Origin of the sequence: Arsenophonus apicola, from assembly GCF_020268605.1 — a bacterium.
In the GTDB taxonomy this organism is placed as follows: domain Bacteria; phylum Pseudomonadota; class Gammaproteobacteria; order Enterobacterales; family Enterobacteriaceae; genus Arsenophonus; species Arsenophonus apicola.
Map to the genome: position 1 here is coordinate 20,665 of NZ_CP084222.1, position 17,532 is coordinate 38,196.

Annotated in this window: 7 protein-coding genes, 1 tRNA gene, 4 rRNA genes and 1 pseudogene; 6 read left to right on the plus strand and 7 right to left on the minus strand. The window is 40.0% G+C overall.

Annotation, left to right across the window (positions count from 1 at the left end):
• The 3 genes from mnmG to asnC form a co-directional block, all read right to left on the minus strand.
• Positions 1-1,890, minus strand: coding sequence for a tRNA uridine-5-carboxymethylaminomethyl(34) synthesis enzyme MnmG (gene mnmG / locus LDL57_RS00095; protein ID WP_180559115.1), 1,890 nt, complete (start codon positions 1,888-1,890; stop codon positions 1-3).
• A 351-nt stretch (positions 1,891-2,241) separates the two neighbouring features.
• Complete coding sequence (mioC, locus tag LDL57_RS00100) at positions 2,242-2,697, minus strand: FMN-binding protein MioC (protein ID WP_180559116.1); 456 nt, start codon at positions 2,695-2,697, stop codon at positions 2,242-2,244.
• A gap of 86 nt (positions 2,698-2,783) precedes the next feature.
• On the minus strand, positions 2,784-3,245 hold the full coding sequence (gene asnC / locus LDL57_RS00105) for a transcriptional regulator AsnC (protein ID WP_180559117.1): 462 nt from the start codon (positions 3,243-3,245) through the stop codon (positions 2,784-2,786).
• Positions 3,246-3,407: 162 nt separating this feature from the next.
• Here asnC and asnA point away from each other — a divergent pair, with 162 nt between their 5' ends.
• Positions 3,408-4,400, plus strand: coding sequence for an aspartate--ammonia ligase (gene asnA / locus LDL57_RS00110; RefSeq protein WP_180559118.1), 993 nt, complete (start codon positions 3,408-3,410; stop codon positions 4,398-4,400).
• On the opposite strand, the gene viaA is transcribed toward asnA, so the two are convergent.
• The 3 genes and pseudogenes from viaA to mdtD all read right to left on the minus strand — a co-directional run bounded on the left by viaA (position 4,401) and on the right by mdtD (position 8,862).
• Complete coding sequence (gene viaA, locus LDL57_RS00115) at positions 4,401-5,849, minus strand: ATPase RavA stimulator ViaA (protein ID WP_225506680.1); 1,449 nt, start codon at positions 5,847-5,849, stop codon at positions 4,401-4,403.
• Between the two features lie 3 nt (positions 5,850-5,852).
• The gene (gene ravA, locus LDL57_RS00120) at positions 5,853-7,349 is read right to left on the minus strand and encodes an ATPase RavA (RefSeq protein ID WP_225506682.1); all 1,497 of its coding nucleotides are present in this window, start codon (positions 7,347-7,349) and stop codon (positions 5,853-5,855) included.
• A gap of 115 nt (positions 7,350-7,464) precedes the next feature.
• Positions 7,465-8,862, minus strand: a pseudogene (mdtD, locus tag LDL57_RS00125) (multidrug transporter subunit MdtD).
• Positions 8,863-9,496: 634 nt separating this feature from the next.
• Here mdtD and LDL57_RS00130 point away from each other — a divergent pair.
• From LDL57_RS00130 to rrf (LDL57_RS00150), 5 genes are all read left to right on the plus strand, one after another.
• Positions 9,497-11,038 (plus strand): 16S ribosomal RNA (locus tag LDL57_RS00130).
• 87 nt (positions 11,039-11,125) lie between these two features.
• A tRNA-Glu gene (locus LDL57_RS00135) sits at positions 11,126-11,201 on the plus strand.
• 371 nt (positions 11,202-11,572) lie between these two features.
• Positions 11,573-14,642 (plus strand): 23S ribosomal RNA (locus tag LDL57_RS00140).
• 180 nt (positions 14,643-14,822) lie between these two features.
• Positions 14,823-14,938, plus strand: a 5S ribosomal RNA gene (rrf, locus tag LDL57_RS00145).
• Positions 14,939-15,087: 149 nt separating this feature from the next.
• Positions 15,088-15,203: ribosomal RNA gene (gene rrf / locus LDL57_RS00150) — 5S ribosomal RNA — on the plus strand.
• The 16S, 23S and 5S rRNA genes sit together here with 1 tRNA gene alongside, the layout of an rRNA operon.
• A gap of 150 nt (positions 15,204-15,353) precedes the next feature.
• Here rrf (LDL57_RS00150) and acs read toward each other — a convergent pair.
• Positions 15,354-17,312 carry an acetate--CoA ligase gene (gene acs / locus LDL57_RS00155; protein ID WP_180559295.1) on the minus strand — a complete coding sequence of 653 codons (1,959 nt, stop codon included), beginning with the start codon at positions 17,310-17,312 and terminating at the stop codon, positions 15,354-15,356.
• Positions 17,313-17,532 lie beyond the last annotated feature (220 nt).

Genomic DNA, 17,532 nt, shown 5'->3' on the forward strand with positions numbered 1-17,532 from the left:
TTAAGCACTCCGACGTAATAAACCTTGTTTTTTTAACCAAACTAATAATATGGATATTGCGGCTGGCGTAATACCTGATATTCGCGACGCTTGACCGATAGAACTAGGTTTATGATCATTGAGCTTGGCAATGACTTCATTAGAAAGACCAGTAATTTGCGTGTAGTCTAGATTAGTTGGTAATGCAGTATATTCATTACGGAGTTGTCTCTCTATTTCTTCTTGTTGACGAGTAATATAACCTTCATACTTTACTTGAATTTCAACTTGATTTGTGACTTGAGGATCATCAATTGCCGGTGAAAAATAGTTTAACGAAGTAAGTAGTTTGTAACTCATTTCAGGGCGCCGAAGTAAATCTTCGCCATTCGCTTCTTTTGAAAGCGGAACAGTTAACACTTCATTAAGATCACCAATTTTATCTGAATTAGGATGTAACCAAAGATTACATAGTCGTTGGCGTTCTCGTTCTATTAATTCAACTTTACGACAAAATTTTTGCCAACGGTTTTCATCGATTAAACCAAGTTCGTAGCCTTTTTCCGTTAAACGAAGATCAGCGTTGTCTTCACGCAGCATAAGACGATATTCTGCTCGTGAAGTAAACATTCTATAGGGTTCTTTAGTACCTAGTGTACAAAGATCATCAACTAAAACACCAATGTAGGCTTGATCACGACGAGGGTACCACCCTTCTTGTTCAAAAGCATAACGAGCTGCGTTAAGGCCGGCTAATAATCCTTGTGCTGCGGCTTCTTCATAGCCAGTCGTTCCATTAATCTGACCAGCAAAAAATAACCCTTTGATAAATTTACTTTCTAAAGTGGGTTTTAAATCTCGAGGATCAAAAAAATCATATTCAATAGCATATCCCGGTCGAATAATACGAGCATTTTCTAGACCTTTCATTGAATGAATAATTTGCATTTGTACATCAAAAGGTAAGCTAGTAGAAATTCCATTAGGATAAATTTCATTGCTAGATAGACCTTCTGGCTCAAGGAAGATTTGATGTGCAGAACGATCAGCAAATCGCATAACTTTATCTTCAATAGAAGGGCAGTAACGGGGACCGATTCCTTCAATAATACCTGCATACATAGGACTACGATCTAAATTATCACGGATCACCTGGTGAGTTTTTTCATTCGTATAAGTTATGTAGCAAGGTAATTGTTGTGGGTGTTGCTCCGCAGCTCCAATAAAAGAGAAAATAGGTGTAGGATCATCACCAAATTGCGGAGCTAATTGGGCAAAATCGATAGTTCTTGCATCTATTCTAGGCGGTGTACCTGTTTTAAGTCGATCTACCCGTAAAGGTAGTTCTCTTAACCTATGCGATAGATTAATAGCAGGAGGATCACCTGCTCTGCCTCCACTATAATTTTCTAATCCTATGTGGATCTTACCGTCAAGGAAGGTACCTACTGTTAGTACGACAGATTTTGCGTGAAATTTTAATCCCATTTTGGTTATCACGCCAATAATTTGATCGTTTTCTATGATCAAGTCTTCAACAGCTTGTTGAAAGATCATTAGATTATTTTGATTTTCTAGAGCACTTCTAATCGCTTGCTTATAAAGTACACGATCAGTTTGAGCTCTTGTTGCTTGCACTGCTGGTCCTTTACTTGCATTGAGCGTTCTAAATTGGATCCCCGCTTTATCAGTTGCAATAGCCATAATGCCACCTAAGGCATCAATTTCTTTAACCAGATGTCCTTTACCTATTCCGCCGATAGCTGGATTGCATGACATTTGACCCAAAGTATCAATGTTATGGGTTAGGAGTAAAGTTTGACGTCCCATACGAGCAGCAGCCATAGCTGCTTCAGTACCAGCGTGGCCTCCACCAATAATAATGACGTCAAATAGTTCTGGGTAAAACATGTATGAACCTTAGTGTTAAAAATGTCTTGGGGGATGAATTTTACTCGAGTTTTGCAAAGAGGCAAGTTATATGATCCTTGCTTAATATAAATAAGATCTTTTTATTTAAAGATCTCTTTATTAGATCTTTTATTAGGATCACGATCTTCTGTGGATAAACGTAAATAGCCTAAGAAGATCATTATGTTATTTATGATCTTTAGCTGTGAATGATAGGTGATCCTATGCCGTATAAGCTGGGATTAATATAGCTAGTTATACACAGGCATTACTGGCATTCAAGCTTATACTCTGGATAACTACGGGTTATTCCCTACTTTTTCGCAAAGTTATCCACATTTTGTTTAAGTTTTATTTATTCAAATCTGTAATATTATTTTTCCACTTTTCGATCCAAATTTCTGCGGCTTCTTCCGGCACGTCATATTCTAGAATATCAATCTCTAATAGTTCACCTACGCGTTTTGCATGATGATCCTTTAGTAGTAGATCTAATATATGGATGGCTCCACAAAAAGTATCATATTCCTTGCTGCCTATTCCAATCGCACCATAATTAATCTGGCTAAGATCTGGTTTTTCTTCGCTGATCTCTTTTGCTAGAGGTTGTATATTTTCAGGTAGTTCACCTGCTCCATGGGTAGAGCATACTATTAACCAAATACCTTTTATTGGTAGCTCTTTTAAGGATGGACCGTATGTTATTTCAGTGTCGAAACCATATTTTTCCAATATTTCAGCGACATGCTCAGCAACATATTCGGCGCTGCCCATAGTGCTACCTGTTATCAACGTTACTTTTGTCATTATGAACCTCATTTTTTAAAACAATAGCTATTGTATGCTGTGAATGAGCTGGGATCTACCTGTGGATAATATGGTTATTATATTTTTTATGGATTGATAGTACGCATTATTGGATTTTGTAAAGAGATCAAAGTTTCAGTAGATTGGATCTCATCTATTGTCTGTATCTTATTAATAAGAACGTCTTGTAACTCATCAATGGATCGACACATTACCTTAATAAATATACTATATTGTCCGGTTGTGTAGTAGACTTCGACCACTTCGTCTAATTCATCAAGTTTTTTCAGGGCCGTATGGTAATCTTTTGCGCTTTTCAAAATAATGCCAATAAAGCAACAGACATCAAAACCTAATTGCTTAACACTAATATCTACCCGCGTTCCTACAATAATCCCTGCTTGTTTCATTTTTTCGACTCGGACATGTATCGTACCAGGACTTACCGCAAATTTTTTAGCCATTTCAGCGTAAGGGATCCGTGCATTTCTCATTAGTTCATTAAGTATGTCACGATCCAGATTATCGATCTGATAATTTTCAGCCATTTTAAAACACCATTTTTAACGATTATCTATTTTTAAAGGATATATTTTAAATATTATAAATCATAATGACTTTTTTTTATTAAGTATATTGAATTTATAGCCTGATTTATTGCTTAATCTGTATAACAAAGCAAATAATGCTACAGATTATGGGGTAAGAAAATGGAAAAGTCATTCATCGAAAAACAACAACAAATTAGTTTTGTTAAATCATATTTTTCACGTTTATTAGAAAAAGAGTTAGCTTTAATTGAAGTTCAAGCACCTATCTTAAGTCGTCTCGGTGATGGGGTTCAGGATAACCTTTCTGGTCGTGAAAAAGCAGTGCAAGTTAAAGTAAAATCGATGCCAGATTCTGTTTTTGAAGTTGTACACTCATTGGCTAAATGGAAACGTAAGACGTTAGGTCGTTTTGATTTTAAACCTGGACAAGGGCTTTATACCCATATGAAAGCATTGCGTCCAGATGAAGATCGTCTGACACCGATTCATTCTGTATTTGTAGATCAGTGGGATTGGGAAAAAGTAATGCTTAAAGATGAGCGCTCTCTTGATTATTTAAAACAGACGGTAATGAAAATTTATCAAGCAATCAAGGAAACAGAAAAAGCAGTTAGCACAGAATTTGATTTAGATCCGTTCTTACCTGAGCAAATTCATTTTATTCATAGTGAAGAACTATTACAACGCTATCCTGATCTTGATGCTAAAGGAAGAGAACGTGAAATAGCTAAAGAATTAGGTGCAGTTTTTCTTATTGGTATTGGTGGCAAATTATCGCATGGCCTTGCTCACGATGTACGTGCTCCTGATTATGATGATTGGACAACACCTAACGGTGAGGGTTATGCCGGTTTAAATGGTGATATTATTGTTTGGAACCCTATTTTACAGGATGCATTTGAAATTTCTTCAATGGGGATCCGTGTTGATACAGATGCGCTTACATACCAATTAGCAATCACAGGTGATGAAGATAGAATGTCTTTTGAATGGCATCAAGCATTGATAAAAGGTCAAATGCCACAAACAATAGGTGGCGGTATTGGACAATCTCGTTTAGTAATGTTATTACTGCAGAAAAAGCATATTGGGCAAGTTCAATGTAGTGTATGGTCACCGGAAAGTCATGCAGTTATTGCGGATATGCTGTAATTATTTCCAATAGCGTGTTAATCGACTTTTTAGCCCGGTATCAAAATGCCAGATGTAATCGAAAATGTTTAGGATACCGGGTTTTCCATATTTAGATAATGTAACAGCATGAAAATGTTGTTGATTAGCTTGTTGAATTTTTATTTTTTTTACTAAATTATCAGGTAGTCGTTGAGCAATAAAATCTGAAATTACAACGACATCTGTATCTTTCCATTGCCGTTGTTGCATTTTTTCTACGCATTTGTTTAAACAAGCAGCTAAATCGGTTCCTCCACTAAATGTTTGATTAAAAAATTGTATTAATTGCTCTAATCCATCATTGTTTAATAAATCGTAATGAATAACTTCCATGGAAAATAGAATAATGTGACACTGACGGTTGTCACGCATGGCTATTTTCATTAAAGCAAGACAAAAAGCTTTAGCACAATGCTCATTAAATTTTCCCATTGAACCTGAAGTGTCAATACATACAATGAATGGCCCTTTTAGTTGTTGCTTTTCTTCATGCTTGATAGATGGATGTAATATCTTGCGTTGCTGCCAATTATCGCCTTGTAACCGGTATGTAAGTAACTGTTTTTCGACTAATTTGCGATAAAATTCAAATTCAAGTTCTTCTAATCCAAGCATAGCTAATTCACTGGGTAAAAGACGTAAAATATCATTACCGTGATTTATACCACTAATTTGCTCTGGTATTTGGTCAGGTATTTTTTCCAATAAGATTTTTGACTCTATTATTTGCTGCTTTTTTTGTTGAGATTTCAACGGATTACTTCTACCTAAAAGTTCGGCTAATTTTTCTAATTCAGCTTGTTGTTGTAAAAAATGACTATACTGAATTAACAATTGAATATTATTAGAAGATTGCGTTAAAACTCCTTTATTAATATCCCATAATTTACCAGCAGACTGATTATCTTGATTAAAAATTTCTGTCAAATTTCCGGTTAATTTCAATCGTTGCTCTAATTCAGCCAATAATTGTTCTTTTTCCTGCTCTAATAACAGTTTATTAAAAGTTGTCACTTCAATAATAAGGTTAAGACGCCAGCGTTGAATAAATAGCGATTGTCCAGCGGGATCATGAGATATTCTTTCCTGTAAATAATTGGCTTCTTGCACAAAAGTAGAGTCTATGTCCGTTAGTTTATTAATAGTTACCGGAAGATTGCCAAAAAACTTTATTGCATCAATAGCTAAATTTTGCTGATAAAGTGTAAATTCTTCGGTTAATTTAATTGGTAACAGGGTCTCTTGTAATTGACGATATAAATTTTTTTTCCATGCTAAAAGATCTTTTAATAATACAGGCTTAAGATTAGGATACTTTTCGAAAAAAAGGACTAATTGAGGTGTGGCAAGCAATGTTAAAACAATTTCTTCTATTAGCTCCATTTCATTAATGGAGAGTAACATATCAATCGTTGTGATATTTAACATAGATTATTTGCTCATCATCTGCGTTCTTAATTGAGATAATTTTTCTGTTAGAGTTAAAAAGCTTTGCTCAATAGTTGCTAGCCAATGATTTTCAATAAAAAAACAAGGTTGATGATGACTAAATAAAGATTTTTGTTGTTGAATTAAATAATTAAGTTGTTCGAGCTTTTCCAGCCATTTTTTATCTAATTTATTTTCATCTATTTTTTCGTTTAAATAAAGTGTTGATGATTTTCTACTTGCATCCAGCACTTGCAATTGATTTTTGCTATTAACTTGCGCTGAAATTAATTGAGGATAACCAATACCATTAAGTCGAGTAGAAATTTTTCCTTTATTTAATGTATCGTTGATTGAATTTTTATCTAATGTAATTGAAATAACTTTTATATTATGTAAAACAAGCGGGGTATGTAAAAATAATGTTATGTTTTTTTCATTAATTTGCTTGGATACAGAATAATGTGGAATGCGATTGAATAGACGATTTTCTTTCTTTAATTTAAAAGCGGTTTTATTATTATTAATTTGGGTTGATTGCTGCCATTCATTATGAAGATCATCTATTTTCTTAGTGATAGCTTGTTGTTGCCAACCTTCTTCTATTAATAACGTAGTAATTAATTGTGTTAATAGCTGTAAGGATTGCAAATCATGCCAAAGGCAATCTTTAAATAAAATAATATCTAAAGGTGATATTGCATCTCGCCCATTAAAAAAAGCACTAGCTTGAAGTAAATGGATAGCTTTTTTCCAACGACGATCAGAAATATAAGGTGATGGAACTAAATTATCAATTTGTTGCCTTAATTGATAAATTATTTCAAAGCAATTATCCGGTAGTTTTATTTGGCTAATTTCTACTTGCCACTCTTCGTATTCTTCATTACTTATTTGAAGTTGTTTGGGAACAATATTTACACTCTCTTCTTTTTGGCTATTTAATAATGCCCTAAAGTTCTGTTTTTTATGAACTTTATTTAGACATAAACGAATAAGCATACGATCATATAAAGCTTCAAGACTACTATCTGATTCTGGCAGTTCATTAGAAGCGGTGATAAGTAATCGCATTGGAATACTTTCTTCTTGAAAGCCATTTCTAAATTTTTTTTCGTTAATTGCCGTTAACAGCGTATTTAATATAGCAGGGCCGGCTTTCCAGATCTCGTCAAGGAAGATAATTTCGGCATTAGGTAAATAGCCTGTCGTTAAACGCTGATAACGTCCTTCTTCTTTTAATGCTTGAATAGAAAGTGGGCCGAAAATTTCTTCTGGCGTTGAAAAACGAGTCATTAGATATTCAAATGAATTAACTGTTTTAAAGGCTTGTTTTATCCGCCTGGCTATCATACTTTTAGCAATACCAGGTGGACCTAGTAGAAAAACACTTTCTCCCGATAATGCGGCTAATAAACAAAGGCGAATAGTATGCTGCCGTTCATATAAACCAGTTTCTAGGTAGTTGCTCAATTGAGCGATGCGTTCAGCTAATTGCATATACTCTTCTCCTGTCTAAAAAAATTATTGCAAATTAATTTATTGAATTTTAGTAAATTCATTAAAAAAAAATAAACCTAATTTATTTTAGGTTTGTTCTATTTACGCGAAATATTTACTGTTGAGGATCTTTTTTATTAATTAAATTTTGTCCATCTTCTTGCTGTAACAGAAGGAAAATAAATGAAGAAGATAGCGTAATTAGACCTATAGTAATAAATGTATAATGAAAATTATCAATGTGATCACCATAAGGCAGCGACTCAAAAAAGTGTAAAATTGCGGCACTACTCGCAATACCAAAACTGATAGCAAGTTGTTGGGTTACAGCTAACATACTATTACCAGAACTGGCATTGCTTTCAGTTAAATCTGCTAGAGTAAGTGTATTCATAGCTGTAAATTGTGTAGACATTACTGCACCCAGTAAAAATAAAGGAATTATCAAAACATAAATTGGCATATTAGGTTACTGCAATGAAAATTGAGTAATAATTAAACCAATAATAAATGTTATTGTAAAAAGTGTTTTTTTATAGCCATAGTTAGTTAATATTTTTGTCACAACAGATTTTGCCGATATAGAGCCTATCGCCATTGGAGCCATCATTAAACCAGCTGTAACCGCTGGGTGTCCAAATCCTACTTGTAACATTAACGGCATTAAAAACGGAATACAGCCTGTACCTAAACGGGTCATAATGTTACCAGCTATGCCGATAGAAAATGTTCTTGTACTAAATAAACTTAATGGAATAATCGAATAAGAGATTTTTTTTGCGTGCAATACATAAAGAAAAAGTAAAAAAATGCCGCCCATAATTAGAATTAATGGTGCATAATTGGTTAATTTTTTGTTATTAAAAAAATCTAAACTCACTGTTAGCATCACAATCCCTGTACCAAAAAGAATAAATCCTGTGGTATAAAAGCAGCGTTTAGGCATTTTAAAATCAGGCATATGTTTTAGTGCATATAAAATACCTAATAAACCAATAGGAATATTAATAATAAATATCCAATGCCAACTGGTATAAGTTACTAAAAAACCACCCAGTAAAGGTCCTAATATAGGCCCAACTAATCCAGGAATAGTAACAAAATTTAAAATAGGTAGTAATTCACTGCGTGGATAAGCTCGCAATAATGCTAGACGTGCAACAGGCATCATCATTGCACCGCCTATTCCTTGAATGATGCGAGAAAAAACCAAAAATTCTAATGATAATGACATTGCAGATAAGAAGGATCCTAAAGAAAATAGACTAACTGCAAAGATAAAAATTTTTCTTGTACCAAAACGATCTGCTAACCATCCACTGATAGGAATAAGGAGAGCAACAGTTAATGTATAACTTATTACAGCAGATTGCATTGCTAAAGGAGAATGATTAAGACTTTTAGCTATATCAGGCAATGCAGTATTTAAAATAGTTGCATCTAGGCTCTGCATAAAAAAGGCCATTGCGGCTATGACTGGTAGTCCAAACATATTTTGTGTTGTTTTTAACATTTAATAACCTAAAAAATAAGGTAAACAGAAATAAATCAGATTTTAAAATAGATTATCTTTTATTTATTTTAGAAAATTATAGCACTAACAGATATCTAATGAATCATTGCTTATATAGCTTTGTGCTAGGTAATTGTTTCTAAATAATTCTTATCAATAAATTTAAAATTTAAATTTAGAGCTAGCTAAAGCATAAATAAATTGTTTTTGTCGAAAAAAAGAGCAAACAGCTAAAGTTTACAAATTATTGCTTGCCTGCCGCGTAAAACTCCCTATAATGCGCCCCCACTGAGTCAGGATAGAACGAATCAATTAAAGAGGATTTTATCGACTTAGGGTAAAGAAAAGTAGAAATAACTACTTGACTTTACAGGTGAAAAGCGTAATATACGCCACCTCGCGACCTGGGTCGCACGCTCTTTAACAATTAATCAGACAATCTGTGTGGGCACTCGCAAGACATCATCAAAAACTATTTGAAGATTAAGTCTTGAAGAGTGACAAAACAGTTAATTCATATATGAACTAATAAGCAGTAACGTGATTTTGGGCCACAGCGAAGGCGTTAAAACGTCGACAAAGCGGCAAAAAGAAGCGTTACGGCCAGTAAAACATTCTTTGAGCATCAAACTTTTAATTGAAGAGTTTGATCATGGCTCAGATTGAACGCTGGCGGCAGGCCTAACACATGCAAGTCGAGCGGCAGCGGGAGAAAGCTGCTTTCTTGCCGGCGAGCGGCGGACGGGTGAAGTAAGGTATGGGGATCTGGCCGAAGGCGGGGGATAACCACTGGAAACGGTGGCTAATACCGCATAATCTCTAAGGAGCAAAGTGGGGGACCATTAGGCCTCACACCTTCGGATGAACCCATATGAGATTAGCTAGTAGGTGGGGTAAAGGCTCACCTAGGCGACGATCTCTAGCTGGTCTGAGAGGATGATCAGCCACACTGGGACTGAGACACGGCCCAGACTCCTACGGGAGGCAGCAGTGGGGAATATTGCACAATGGGCGCAAGCCTGATGCAGCCATGCCGCGTGTATGAAGAAGGCCTTCGGGTTGTAAAGTACTTTCAGTCGTGAGGAAGGTGTTAAGGTTAATATTCTTAGCAATTGACGTTAGCGACAGAAGAAGCACCGGCTAACTCCGTGCCAGCAGCCGCGGTAATACGGAGGGTGCGAGCGTTAATCGGAATTACTGGGCGTAAAGGGCACGCAGGCGGTTAATTAAGTTGGATGTGAAATCCCCGGGCTTAACCTGGGAATGGCATTCAAGACTGGTTAGCTAGAGTCTTGTAGAGGGGGGTAGAATTCCATGTGTAGCGGTGAAATGCGTAGAGATGTGGAGGAATACCGGTGGCGAAGGCGGCCCCCTGGACAGAGACTGACGCTCATGTGCGAAAGCGTGGGGAGCAAACAGGATTAGATACCCTGGTAGTCCACGCTGTAAACGATGTCGATTTGGAGGTTGTGGTCATGAACTGTGGCCTCCGGAGCTAACGCGTTAAATCGACCGCCTGGGGAGTACGGCCGCAAGGTTAAAACTCAAATGAATTGACGGGGGCCCGCACAAGCGGTGGAGCATGTGGTTTAATTCGATGCAACGCGAAGAACCTTACCTACTCTTGACATCCAGCGAAGCCTTTAGAGATAGAGGCGTGCCTTCGGGAGCGCTGAGACAGGTGCTGCATGGCTGTCGTCAGCTCGTGTTGTGAAATGTTGGGTTAAGTCCCGCAACGAGCGCAACCCTTATCCTTTGTTGCCAGCGATACGGTCGGGAACTCAAAGGAGACTGCCGGTGATAAACCGGAGGAAGGTGGGGATGACGTCAAGTCATCATGGCCCTTACGAGTAGGGCTACACACGTGCTACAATGGCGTATACAGAGAGAGGCGAGCCTGCGAGGGGAAGCGGAACTCAGAAAGTACGTCGAAGTCCGGATTGGAGTCTGCAACTCGACTCCATGAAGTCGGAATCGCTAGTAATCGCGGATCAGCATGTCGCGGTGAATACGTTCCCGGGCCTTGTACACACCGCCCGTCACACCATGGGAGTGGGTTGCAAAAGAAGTAGGTAGCTTAACCTTCGGGATGGCGCTTACCACTTTGTGATTCATGACTGGGGTGAAGTCGTAACAAGGTAACCGTAGGGGAACCTGCGGTTGGATCACCTCCTTACCGAGATAGATGGAATGTGAGTGTTCACACAGATTGTCTGATGAAGATGAGAGTAAAGCCAATCTAAGATTGACTGAAGACCTTGTAGTCCCCTTCGTCTAGAGGCCTAGGACATCGCCCTTTCACGGCGGTAACAGGGGTTCGAATCCCCTAGGGGACGCCACTTCGGTGATTAGAAAGGCCGCGCATGAACCGATGTGTGAAGCCGGTGCTTTACTTGATAATGATTAAGCCAATTCAACGAGTTGGTTTAACAATTATGCTCTTTAACAATCTGGAACAAGCTAAAAATTGAAACACACATTATTGAGAAAATAATGTGGAGAACTCTCAATACTCCAACGTGAAGTGTCATCACAGTCAGGAAGGCAGGCGTTATGAGCGAGCAGTCAGGAATTCGAGGCGGCCAGCGCGCAGCAAGCGCAGCGTACAAAAGTACGTGAGCATTGCGAGCACTACCCAACAAAGAATTACTGTACGCGCAGCCATAACCTATCAGAATGATAGTGAAATAAAGACATCTTCGGGTTGTGAGGTTAAGCGAATGAAGCGTACACGGTGGATGCCTAGGCAGTCAGAGGCGATGAAGGACGTGCTAATCTGCGAAAAGCGTCGGTAAGCTGATATGAAGCGTTATAGCCGGCGATGTCCGAATGGGGAAACCCAGTGCATTAATGCACTATCGTTTGATGAATACATAGTCAAACGAGGCGAACCGGGGGAACTGAAACATCTCAGTACCCCGAGGAAAAGAAATCAACCGAGATTCCCCCAGTAGCGGCGAGCGAACGGGGAGCAGCCCAGAGTCAGCATCGATATTAGCATCAGGAGAAGGGTCTGGAAAGGCGCGCAATAAAGGGTGATAGCCCTGCATCCGAAGATGTTAGTATGGTGAGCTCGAAGAGTAGGGCGGGACACGTGTTATCCTGTCTGAATATGGGGGGACCATCCTCCAAGGCTAAATACTCCTGACTGACCGATAGTGAACCAGTACCGTGAGGGAAAGGCGAAAAGAACCCCGGCGAGGGGAGTGAAAAAGAACCTGAAACCGTGTACGTACAAGCAGTGGGAGCCCCATCACTCAAGTGCCTCGGCAGTTGGGTGATGGCATACCATCACAATAACAGCGCAGGCTTTGCCAACAAGGTTGTTCGGTTTTTTCAAGCCGCAGCGCAGTGTACCTAAAAGTACACGAGCAGCGGAAGTTAAAAAAGCGGACAAGATTGGCCGCAAAGACAAGCGGGACATTTGAGGATGGGGTGACTGCGTACCTTTTGTATAATGGGTCAGCGACTTATATTCTGTAGCAAGGTTAACCGCATAGGGAGCCGTAGGGAAACCGAGTCTTAACTGGGCGTCAAGTTGCAGGGTATAGACCCGAAACCCGGTGATCTAGCCATGGGCAGGTTGAAGGTTGGGTAACACTAACTGGAGGACCGAACCGACTAATGTTGAAAAAATTAGCGGATGACTTGTGGCTGGGGTGAAAGGCCAATCAAACCGGGAGATAGCTGGTTCTCCCCGAAAGCTATTTAGGTAGCGCCTCGTGAACTCATCTTCGGGGTAGAGCACTGTTTCGGCTAGGGGGTCATCCCGACTTACCAACCCGATGCAAACTCCGAATACCGAAGAATGTAATCACGGGAGACACACGGCGGGTGCTAACGTCCGTCGTGAAGAGGGAAACAACCCAGACCGCCAGCTAAGGTCCCAAAGTCATGGTTAAGTGGGAAACGAAGTGGGAAGGCTTAGACAGCCAGGATGTTGGCTTAGAAGCAGCCATCATTTAAAGAAAGCGTAATAGCTCACTGGTCGAGTCGGCCTGCGCGGAAGATGTAACGGGGCTAAACCATGCACCGAAGCTGCGGCAGCGACAGCAATGTTGTTGGGTAGGGGAGCGTTCTGTAAGCCGTCGAAGGTGGACTGAGAGGTCTGCTGGAGGTATCAGAAGTGCGAATGCTGACATAAGTAACGATAAAGCGGGTGAAAACCCGCTCGCCGAAAGACCAAGGGTTCCTGTCCAACGTTAATCGGGGCAGGGTAAGTCGACCCTAAGGCGAGGCTGAAAAGCGTAGTCGATGGGAAACGGGTTAATATTCCCGTACTAAGGGTGACTGCGAAGGGGACGGAGAAGGCTAGGCTATCCGGGCGACGGTTGTCCCGGTTTAAGCGTGTAGGTGGGTTATGCCGGCAAATCCGCATGACCAAGACACTGAGGCGTGATGACGAGCCACTAAGGTGGTGAAGTAGTTGATGCCCGGCTTCCAGGAAAAGCCTCTAAGCGATAGGTAACCATTAATCGTACCCCAAACCGACACAGGTGGTTAGGTAGAGAATACTCAGGCGCTTGAGAGAACTCGGGTGAAGGAACTAGGCAAAATGGTGCCGTAACTTCGGGAGAAGGCACGCTGGCGTTAGGTGAAGTGGTTCGCCCATGGAGCTGAAGCCAGTCGCAGATACCAGCTGGCTGCAACTGTTTATTAAAAACACAGCACTGTGCAAACACGAAAGTGGACGTATACGGTGTGACGCCTGCCCGGTGCTGGAAGGTTAATTGATGGGGTAAGCCGTAAGGCGAAGCTCTTGATCGAAGCCCCAGTAAACGGCGGCCGTAACTATAACGGTCCTAAGGTAGCGAAATTCCTTGTCGGGTAAGTTCCGACCTGCACGAATGGCGTAATGATGGCCAGGCTGTCTCCACCCGAGACTCAGTGAAATTGAACTCGCTGTGAAGATGCAGTGTACCCGCGGCAAGACGGAAAGACCCCGTGAACCTTTACTATAGCTTGACACTGAACATTGAGCCTTGATGTGTAGGATAGGTGGGAGGCTTTGAAGTGTGGACGCCAGTTCGCATGGAGCCGACGTTGAAATACCACCCTTTAATGTTTGATGTTCTAACTTGGGCCCGTAATCCGGGCTGAGGACAGTGTCTGGTGGGTAGTTTGACTGGGGCGGTCTCCTCCCAAAGAGTAACGGAGGAGCACGAAGGTTGGCTAATCACGGTCGGACATCGTGAGGTTAGTGCAAAGGCATAAGCCAGCTTGACTGCGAGCGTGACGGCGCGAGCAGGTACGAAAGTAGGTCTTAGTGATCCGGTGGTTCTGAATGGAAGGGCCATCGCTCAACGGATAAAAGGTACTCCGGGGATAACAGGCTGATACCGCCCAAGAGTTCATATCGACGGCGGTGTTTGGCACCTCGATGTCGGCTCATCACATCCTGGGGCTGAAGTAGGTCCCAAGGGTATGGCTGTTCGCCATTTAAAGTGGTACGCGAGCTGGGTTTAGAACGTCGTGAGACAGTTCGGTCCCTATCTGTCGTGGGCGAAGGAAGATTGAGGGGGGCTGCTCCTAGTACGAGAGGACCGGAGTGGACGCACCACTGGTGTACAGGTTGTCATGCCAATGGCATCGCCTGGTAGCTAAGTGCGGAAGAGATAACCGCTGAAAGCATCTAAGCGGGAAACTTGCCTCAAGATGAGTCTTCCCTGACAGTAATGTCCTATAAGGGGTGTTCGAGACGAGGACGTAGATAGGCTGGGTGTGTAAGCGTAGCGATACGTTGAGCTAACCAGTACTAATGACCCGAGAGGCTTAACCTGACAACACCGAAGGTGTTTTGAGAAGAGAGAAGAGATTTTAGCTTGTTCAGAGATTGGTGCCTGTAAGCGGTTACGGCGCTAGAAGTCAACGGGCGAGATGGCCTGCGCATAGCGAGAGGCAGCCGAGATGAGCGCCCGAGGCAGTAGCGTAACGAAACAGGATAGCGAAAAAAGAATTTGTCTGGCGGTAATAGCGCGGTGGTGCCACCTGATCCCATGCCGAACTCAGAAGTGAAATGCCGTAGCGCCGATGGTAGTGTGGGGTCTCCCCATGTGAGAGTAGGGAGCTGCCAGACGTTAATTTAATGCTAATGGCTGAGGCCATTAGTGAAATAAATATGTGACAGGACAGTTTGGTTAGTCGTTGTTTATCTATAATTTTAATTATTAATTTGATGAATGCGCTATTTGAATGTTCGATAGAATATAAATAGAAAAGAATTTGCTTAGTAGCTATAGCGCGGTAGCTCCACCTGATCCCATGCCGAACTCAGAAGTGAAATGCCGTAGTGCCGATGGTAGTGTGGGGTCTCCCCATGTGAGAGTAGGGAACTGCTAAGCTTAAAATATCAAGGCCACCTATAAAGGTGGCTTTTCTATATAAATAATAAATCTATGTTAATGAATAATATATTTTATAGTTGAATTATATCTATTTTATCGACCATCTTTGTTAATATTTTTAGAGTTTATTATTGGTAATTGACTAATCTAACTAGAAATATTGATTGAATCCTTTTCTTCTAGTAATTTTTCAACAACACTAGGATCGGCTAAGGTTGATGTATCTCCTAAATTGTTTATATCACCAGTGGCAATCTTTCTTAGAATACGTCGCATAATTTTACCTGAGCGAGTTTTTGGTAAAGCATCAGTCCAATGAAGAATATCTGGTGTGGCTATTGGACCAATTTCTTTACGCACCCAATTGCGTACGTCATTATAAAGTTCTGTTGAAGGTTTTTCTCCATGATTTAATGTAATGTAGGCGTAAATTGCTTGTCCTTTAATATTATGTGGAACACCAACGACGGCAGCCTCAGCAATTTTAGGGAAGGCTACAAGTGCGGATTCGATTTCGGCTGTACCTAAACGATGGCCCGAAATATTTAAAACGTCGTCAACACGACCGGTTATCCAATAATAACCGTCTTCATCGCGGCGAGCACCGTCCCCACTGAAATACATACCTTTAAATAGTGAAAAATAGGTTTGTTCAAAGCGTTCATGGTCACCATAAATTGTTCTAGCTTGCCCTGGCCACGAATCCATGATGACAAGATTGCCTTCAGCAATACCTTCAAGTAAATTACCCAAGTTATCAATAAGCTCGGGCTTAATACCAAAAAAAGGTAATGTGGCAGATCCTGGTTTAAGTTCAGTAGCTCCCGGTAAAGGTAAAAGCATAAAACCGCCGGTTTCAGTTTGCCACCATGTATCAATAATAGGGCAATGGCTATTACCTATTTTTTTGTAGTACCATTCCCAAGCTTCTGGGTTAATAGGTTCACCGACATAGCCTAAAATTTTTAAAGAATTACGCTGGGTACCTTCAATAGCTTTATCACCTTCGGCCATCAAAGCACGTATTGCCGTTGGTGCAGTATATAAAATATTTACTTTATGTTTATCAATTACTTGGCTCATACGGTTTATACTTGGATAGTTAGGTACTCCTTCAAACATTAACGTAGTGGCGCCATTGGATAGAGGGCCATAAATTAAGTAACTATGACCTGTTATCCAACCTATATCAGCAGTACACCAATAAGTTTCTTTTGCCTGATAGTCAAAGGCGTATTTGAAAGTAAGAGAAATATAAACTAAATAGCCTCCAGTGGTGTGTAAAATGCCTTTTGGTTTACCTGTTGAACCTGAGGTATAAAGAATAAATAAAGGATCTTCTGCATTCATTTCTTCAGCAGGACAATCAGCGTTAAGCCCTTTAATAATTTCATGCCACCAGTGATCACGTTTTTGTTGCCAGTCGATTTGATTACCGGTTCGCTTAAAAACAATAACATTATTAATTGTTTTGACAGTCGGGTTTTTTAACGCTTCATCAACATTTTTTTTCAGCGGTATAGTACGATTTGCTCTTAACCCTTCATCTGCGGTAATAATAAGTTTAGCTTTACTGTCAGTAATGCGTCCTGCAATAGCTTCTGGTGAAAATCCAGCAAAGATAACAGAGTGAATAGCGCCAATGCGTGTGCATGCTAACATGGCGATAGCGGATTCAGGTATCATCGGCATATAAATGGCAACAACATCGCCTTTTTTGATGCCTAGTTTTTTTAACGCATTGGCAAATAGACAGACATCATGATGAAGTTGGCGGTAGGTTATATGATAAAATTGTGATGGGTCATCGCCTTCCCAAATGATTGCAGTTTGATCACCACGTAATTGTAAATGGCGATCTAGGCAGTTAGTACTTAAATTTAAAGTGCCGTCTTCAAACCATTGGATGTTAATGTGACCCGGGTCAAATGAAGTGTTTTTTACTTTGGTATAAGGTTTTATCCAATCAACGATTTGACCTTTTTCTCGCCAAAATGCGTCAGGATCTTCAAGTGATAATTGATAATCTTGTAAATACTGTTTTTTATTAATTAAGGTACGTGCGGCAATTTCAGTAGGAATGGGGTACTTGAATGTTGATATCATATTTTTCTTCTCCTCATTTGGGTTAATCATATGCTAAATAGCGATTAACTAACCCTATGTGTAAGAATTTGTTTTTTTTTTGTGTTAGTGATCACGTAAATGTTGCTGCTTCATTTTATTTTAATTGTTTGTTAATTAATTATTATGTTTAAATTCATTTAATTGATGTTTTTTATTGTAATTTTTATTTTGATGTAATTAATGAGTTGTTTTTTATAGA